The organism is Nocardioides hungaricus (genome assembly GCF_054782915.1).
In genome coordinates, this window is sequence record NZ_BAAGRO010000005.1 from 66,249 (window position 1) to 72,863 (window position 6,615).

General features: G+C 70.6%; 5 protein-coding genes. 3 read left to right on the forward strand and 2 right to left on the reverse strand.

Annotation, left to right across the window (positions count from 1 at the left end; all coding sequences use genetic code 11):
- Positions 1-65: 65 nt before the first annotated feature.
- Complete coding sequence (locus ACYVKX_RS02775; protein ID WP_460829022.1) at positions 66-803, forward strand: class I SAM-dependent methyltransferase; 738 nt, start codon at positions 66-68, stop codon at positions 801-803.
- Positions 804-809: 6 nt separating this feature from the next.
- Here ACYVKX_RS02775 and ACYVKX_RS02780 read toward each other — a convergent pair whose 3' ends face one another.
- Both ACYVKX_RS02780 and ACYVKX_RS02785 read right to left on the reverse strand, forming a co-directional pair.
- Complete coding sequence (locus ACYVKX_RS02780; protein WP_460829023.1) at positions 810-986, reverse strand: DUF6104 family protein; 177 nt, start codon at positions 984-986, stop codon at positions 810-812.
- A 104-nt stretch (positions 987-1,090) separates the two neighbouring features.
- A complete protein-coding gene (locus ACYVKX_RS02785; protein WP_460829024.1) occupies positions 1,091-4,810 on the reverse strand; it encodes a multifunctional oxoglutarate decarboxylase/oxoglutarate dehydrogenase thiamine pyrophosphate-binding subunit/dihydrolipoyllysine-residue succinyltransferase subunit in 3,720 nt (1,239 codons plus the stop codon).
- 186 nt (positions 4,811-4,996) lie between these two features.
- Here ACYVKX_RS02785 and ACYVKX_RS02790 point away from each other — a divergent pair, with 186 nt between their 5' ends.
- Entirely contained in the window at positions 4,997-5,608 is a 612-nt protein-coding gene (locus tag ACYVKX_RS02790; RefSeq protein ID WP_460829025.1) for a hypothetical protein, read from the forward strand.
- Positions 5,605-6,501 (forward strand): LCP family protein, encoded by an 897-nt coding sequence (locus ACYVKX_RS02795; RefSeq protein ID WP_460829027.1) that lies wholly within the window; start codon positions 5,605-5,607, stop codon positions 6,499-6,501. The genes ACYVKX_RS02790 and ACYVKX_RS02795 overlap by 4 nt, the downstream gene beginning before the upstream one ends.
- Positions 6,502-6,615: the final 114 nt, after the last annotated feature.

Consider the following 6,615-nt stretch of genomic DNA (forward strand, 5'->3'; position numbering starts at 1 on the left):
GCTCCGGGTCCGGTGCTGCGGCATCCCCTCTGCCCGACTCTTACCGGTCCGAGCCCGGGACCCGGGTGGCGTCGTACTTCTTCGAGGACCACCGCCGGTTCTACACGACCGGCGAGGCCGGCCTCAGCTCGAAGCCCCGGCTGAACCTGCGTTACGAGGCGATCTTCGGGGAGAACAAGGATCTGTTCGAGGGCGCCCGGGTGCTCGACATCGCCTGCCACGACGGCCGGATGTCGATGGCGGCGCTGGCGTGCGGCGCGAAGTCCGTCGTGGGGGTCGAGGCGCGGCCGGAGCTCGTCGAGCGCGCAGTCGCCAACCTCGAGCACTACGGCCAGGACCCCGACCGGTTCAGGTTCATCGCCGGCGACGTCCACGAGGTGCTCGCCGCGGAGGACCTCGAGGTCGACGTCGTCCTCTGCCTCGGGTTCCTCTACCACACGCTCCGGTTCAACGAGCTGTTGCACGGGATCCGGCGGACGGGTGCCCGGCACCTCGTGCTCGACACCCAGGCGCACGGCATGTTCGACCCCGACCCGCTCGTCCGGCTGCACAGCGAGCTGAGTCACCGCAAGGGCACGGCGAAGGCAGACGACTACACGGTCGGCGCCTCGGTGCTCACCGGACGCCCCAACCTCGCGGCCGTCAGGATGATGCTGGCCTGCTACGGCTACGAGGTCGAACGGTTCTCCGACTGGCCCCGTCTCCTCGCCGACAACCCCGAGGTGAAGGGGTGCCGCGACTACGCCATCGGCCGGCGCGTCACCCTGCGCTGCCGCAGGACCGACGACGACGCGGCCGCGTAGACCGCGTCAGTCCTCGGGGTCGTCCAGCCGCGCGAGCCAGGTCGCGAACCGCTCGACGGCGGCCTCGAACTCCGGGTGGGTGTCGGTGAACTCCTGGAGCCGGTCGGCGAGCCAGGCCAGGGTGACCTCCTCGTCGCCCCGGCGCTGCTCGAGCTCCTCGATCCCGCGGTCGGTGAAGTACATGGCTCAGTCCTCCTCGTGCTCCTGCCGAGATCGTCGAGACACCCGAAATGGCCCTCTTCCGAGGCTGGAAGGGGCCGTTGGGGGTGTCTCGACGTTAGATCAGCTCAGCTGAACGCGCGGGCGACGAGGTCCTTCTGCTCCTCGGTGTGGCGCTTGACGGTGCCGACCGAGGGGGAGGAGGACGCTGTGCGCGCGACCAGCTCGACGGTGGCGTCGACGTGCGGCCAGACGTTGAGCTGGTAGTGCGGCCACGGGCCGTTGTTCTCCGGCTCGTCCTGGACCCAGCGCACCGTGCGGAGCCTCGGGAAGCGCGCGATCTCCTCGCGGATCTCGGCCTCCGGGCGCGGGTAGAGCTGCTCGACGCGGGCGATCGCGAACCGGCCGGCGTCCTCGCGCCGGGCACGCTCGACGACCAGGTCCCAGACCACGCGGCCCGAGCACAGCAGCAGCGTGTCGACCTGCTCCGGGTCGGCCGACGCGTCGCGGAGGAACGGCTGGAAGCTGCCGCCGGTGAACTCCTCCGGCAGCGACGCCGCCTCCTTGCGCTTGAGCATCGACTTCGGCGTGAACACGATCAGCGGCCGGTGCTCCTCGCCCAGCGAGTGCTGGCGCAGCAGGTGGAAGTACGACGCCGGCGTGGACGGCTGGGCGACCACGAACGCGTCGTCGGCGACCATCGTCAGGAACCGCTCGATCCGGGCGGAGGAGTGGTCGGGGCCCTGGCCCTCGTAGCCGTGCGGCAGCAGCAGCACGACGCCGGACTGCTGGCGCCACTTGGTCTCACCGGAGGTGATGAACTCGTCGATGACCGTCTGCGCGCCGTTGACGAAGTCGCCGAACTGCGCCTCCCAGAGGACGAGGGCGTCCGGGCGGGCGACCGAGTAGCCGTACTCGAAGCCGAGGGCGGCGTACTCCGAGAGCAGTGAGTCGTAGACGTAGAACTTGGCCTGGTCCTCGGTGAGGTTGGACAGCGGCGTCCACTCGTCGGCGTTGATCCGGTCGATGATGGTCGCGAAGCGGGAGACGAACGTGCCGCGGCGCGAGTCCTGACCGGCCAGGCGGACCGGTCGGCCCTCCATCAGCAGCGAGCCGAACGCGAGGATCTCGCCGGTGCCCCAGTCGACCGGTCCCTCGGCGATCGCCGCGGAGCGGCGCTGCAGCTGCGGCATCACCTTCGGGTGGACGGTGAAGCCCTCCGGTGGCGTGACGTAGGCGTCCGCGATCCGCTTCATCATCTCCGGCGACACGGCCGTGCGGGTCTCGCCGCTCGGCTTGTCCGGGTAGTCCGGGACCGTGGTCCACTCCGAGGGCTGGCTGCTCGCCTCGCGCACCTCGGTGAAGACCCGCTCCAGCTGCTGCTGGTAGTCGCGCAGGACCTGCTCGGCCTCCTCGATCGTGATGTCGCCGCGGCCGATGAGGGACTCGGTGTAGAGCTTGCGGACCGAGCGCTTCTGCTCGATCAGGTCGTACATGAGCGGCTGGGTGTACGACGGGTCGTCGCCCTCGTTGTGGCCGCGGCGGCGGTAGCAGACCAGGTCGATGACGACGTCCTTGTTGAACGCCTGGCGGTACTCGAACGCGAGCCGGGCGACCCGGATGCACGCCTCCGGGTCGTCGCCGTTCACGTGGAAGATCGGCGCCTGGACCATCCGGGCCACGTCGGTGCAGTACAGCGACGAGCGCGAGGAGCCCGGCGAGGTCGTGAAGCCGACCTGGTTGTTGACGACCACGTGGATGGTGCCGCCGGTGCGGTAGCCGCGCAGCTGGGAGAGGTTCAGCGTCTCCGCGACCACGCCCTGACCGGCGAACGCCGCGTCGCCGTGGACGAGCAGCGGCAGCACGGGGTACGCCGCGCCGCGGTCGAGCACGTCCTGCTTCGCGCGGGCGATGCCCTCGAGCACCGGGTCGACCGCCTCGAGGTGCGAGGGGTTCGCGGCGACGGAGACCTTGATCCGGTCGCCGGAGCCGGCCACGAACTCGCCCTCGGCGCCGAGGTGGTACTTCACGTCGCCGGAGCCCTGGACCGTGCGCGGGTCGATGTTGCCCTCGAACTCGCGGAAGATCTGGCTGTACTTCTTGCCGACGATGTTCGCGAGCACGTTGAGGCGGCCCCGATGGGCCATGCCCATCGCCACCTCGTCGAGCCCCGCCTCGGCCGCGGCCTCGCAGAGCTCGTCGAGGACCGGGACCGTCGTCTCGCCGCCCTCGAGGGAGAAGCGCTTCTGGCCGACGAACTTGGTCTGGAGGAAGGTCTCGAACGCCTCGGCCTGGTTGAGCTTCAGCAGGATCCGGAGCTGCTCCTCGCGCGGCGGCTTGGTGTGCGGCTGCTCGATCCGCTCCTGGAGCCACCGGCGCTGCTCGGGGTCCATGATGTGCATGTACTCGATGCCGATGGTGCGGCAGTACGAGTCGCGCAGGATGCCGAGGATGTGGCGCAGCTTCATGAAGCGCCGGCCCTCGCCGCCGAACGAGCCGGTCGCGAACTCGCGGTCGAGGTCCCACAGGGTCAGCCCGTGCGACTCCACCTCGAGGTCGGGGTGGCTGCGCTGGCGGTACTCCAGCGGGTCGGTGTCGGCCATCATGTGGCCGCGCACGCGGTAGGCGTGGATCAGCTCGAGGATCCGGGCCTGCTTGCTGATCTCGTCGTCGTGGTTGGTCGAGATGTCGCTGGCCCAGCGGATCGGCTCGTAGGGGATCCGCAGCGACCGGAAGATGTCGTCGTAGAAGTCGTCCTGGCCGAGCAGCAGCTGGTGCAGCCGCTTGAGGAACTCTCCGGACTGCGCGCCCTGGATGACGCGATGGTCGTACGTCGAGGTCAGGGTCATGACCTTGCTGATCGCGTTGCGGGCGATCGCCTCCTCCGAGGCGCCCTGCCACTCCGGCGGGTACTCCATCGCGCCGACGCCGATGATCGCGCCCTGGCCCTTCATCAGGCGCGGCACCGAGTGCACGGTGCCGATGCCGCCCGGGTTGGTCAGCGAGATCGTGGTGCCCGCGAAGTCCTCCAGGGTGAGCTTGTTGTCCCGGCTCCTGCGGACGATGTCCTCGTACGCCGTCCAGAACGCCGCGAAGTCCATCGTCTCGGCGGCCTTGATGCTGGGGACCAGCAGCTGGCGGGTGCCGTCGGCCTTCTTCACGTCGATGGCCAGGCCGAGGTTGATGTGCGCCGGCGTGATCAGGTTCGGCTTGCCGTCGATGGTGTCGAAGCCGACGTTCATCTCCGGCATCGACTTCAGCGCCCTGACCAGCGCGTAGCCGATCAGGTGGGTGAAGGAGACCTTGCCGCCGCGGGCTCGGGCGAGGTGGTTGTTGATGACCGTGCGGTTGTCCCACAGCAGCTTCACCGGCACCGAGCGGACCGAGGTCGCGGTCGGGACCGAGAGCGAGGCGTCCATGTTCTGCGCGGTGCGTGCCGGGGCGCCGCGCAGCACGGTGTAGGTCGGCTCGTCGCTGGCGGCGGCCGGGGCGGTGGGGCGGGACTCCTTGGGGACCGGGTTCGAGGTGCCCTTGGCCGGCTCGGCGGCCTTCGCCTGGGGACGCGGCCTCGCGATCGGGGCCGGGGTCGGGGTGGGGTCCTTGTGCTCGGCGTGCTCGGCCCGCTGCGCCGGCGCCGACGTGGCCTCGGGGGCCGGCTGCGACGTACCGTTGGCCGCTGCGGAGGCCCGGCCGTTGGCCTGGAAGTATCTCTTCCAGGTCGGATCCACGCTGTCGGGGTCCCGCTTGAACTGGTCGTACATCTCCTCGACGAGCCACTCGTTGGGGCCGAAGTCGGCCCCCTCAAAGGTTGAGGGGAGGTCGGACTTGTTGCCTGGGGACTGCGGCACGGTGTGATTCGCCTCTTCCGGAGCGTGCGCGGGGGAGTAGTTCGGTCCTCAAGGCTAGACCCCCGGACCAGCAAATGCCGACTGCCGGGGTGGCGTCGCGGCGTGGTGTGCCCCGAGCCACAGGTCGATCGCCCACACTGCCCGGCAGAGCACGAATCGAACGTCGGTCGGAAGGAGCGTCGGAGCATGTCCAGCCCGGTGCGACGCACGGCGGCCGCGGTCGCGCTGGCGCTGGCCCTCGGGGTCGGTGCCGGTGCCTGCAGCGGCGCCGACGACCCGGGCGAGCCGGCCGCGGAGTCGCCGCGCGGGACGTTCGGCCCGGCCGTCGAGAGGGCGGTGCCGACCAGGGTCTCCCTCGGCCAGGTGACCGGCCGGATGGACCGCCAGGCCCGGCAGCGGCTGATGCGGGAGGTCACGGACGTCGTCGACGGCTGGACCGAGGCGGCGTACCTCGGCGGGAGCTACCCGCGCCGCGGCTCCGCCAACGCCTGGGCCGACGCCTGGCCCGGCTTCACCCGCGGCGCGCGGGACCAGGCCCGGCGCGACCGGGCGTTGATGAGCAACCAGGACATCGGCGACCGGATCGACGGAGTGACGCCGCGACGGAGCGTGCTCGTCCTCGACGTGCTCGCGGCGCAGGGCCGGCCCGTGGGCGTGACCGCCCGGGTCCGGCTCGGGTTCCGCACCACCGGCGACCTCGAGCGCACGGTCCGGGTGACCGGGCGGCTGTTCCTGACCCGCACCGACGGGCAGTGGCAGGTCTTCGGCTACGACGTGAGCAAGGGGATGGTCCAGTGAGCAGGCTGCTGCGTCTCACCACCGTCGGCCTGGTGCTCGCGCTCGCCGCCCTCCTCGTCCCCGACTCGGCGGTGAAGAGCACCGAGATGACGCTGGTGAAGGTGCGCTCGGCGTCCGGCGTCGACCTGACGCCCGACGTGATCTGGATCCTCGCCGTCGGCTCCGACGCCCGGCCGGGAGAGGACATGACCCGCACCCGCGGCGACGCCCTCCAGTTGGTCGGCATGGACACGAGGACCGGCGCGGCGACCGCCATCGGCATCCCGCGCGACTCCTGGGTGCCGATCCCGGGATACGGGTCGGACAAGATCAACGCCGCCCTCTACCTCGGCGGGCCCCAGCTGCTCGGCGAGGCCGTGGGCAACCTGATCGGCATCCAGCCCGACTACGTGTTCGTCAGCCGGTTCAAGTTCTTCCAGGCGATGGTCGACGACATCGGCGGCATCGACGTCCGCAACCCGCGCGCGTTCAGCGACCCCTACCTCAAGGAGGCCGGGTTCAAGGCCGGGAGGATCCACCTCGGCGGGTACGACGCGATGGCGTTCTCCCGCATTCGCTACAACCTGGCCCGCGGCGACTTCGACCGCTCGGCCAACCAGCAGCGGGTGCTGCGCGGCATCCAGGCTCGGGTCCGCGACCGGGCGGACGTGCCGGGCTTCATCGAGCGCGGCGTGTTCTCGGCGATGCAGCATCTGAGCACGAACCTGCCGCCGGCCGAGCTGTTCCGGCTCGCCCAGGCGATGGCGCAGGTCGACCCGCGCAAGATCACGAACTGCGTGGTGCAGGGCGGCATCGGCAACGTCGGCGGCGCCAGCGTCGTCCTGCCGTACGTCGAGCAGGCCCGCCGCTACGGCGACGCGGCCCGCCAGGACGCGACGATCTCCCGCTGCTGAGACATCGCTGAGACACCACAGAGACATCACAAGGGCGCCTCCGGCAGTGTTCTGGTTCAGGACATCCCGGACCCCTGTCTCACGTCATCCCGGACAGGTGTCGCGAGTCATCCC

Coding starts and splice junctions, on each gene's coding strand:
- ACYVKX_RS02780 (WP_460829023.1), bottom strand. CDS start 986: ATGTACTTCACCGACCGCGGGATCGAGGAGCTCGAGCAGCGCCGGGGC.
- ACYVKX_RS02790 (WP_460829025.1), top strand. CDS start 4,997: ATGTCCAGCCCGGTGCGACGCACGGCGGCCGCGGTCGCGCTGGCGCTG.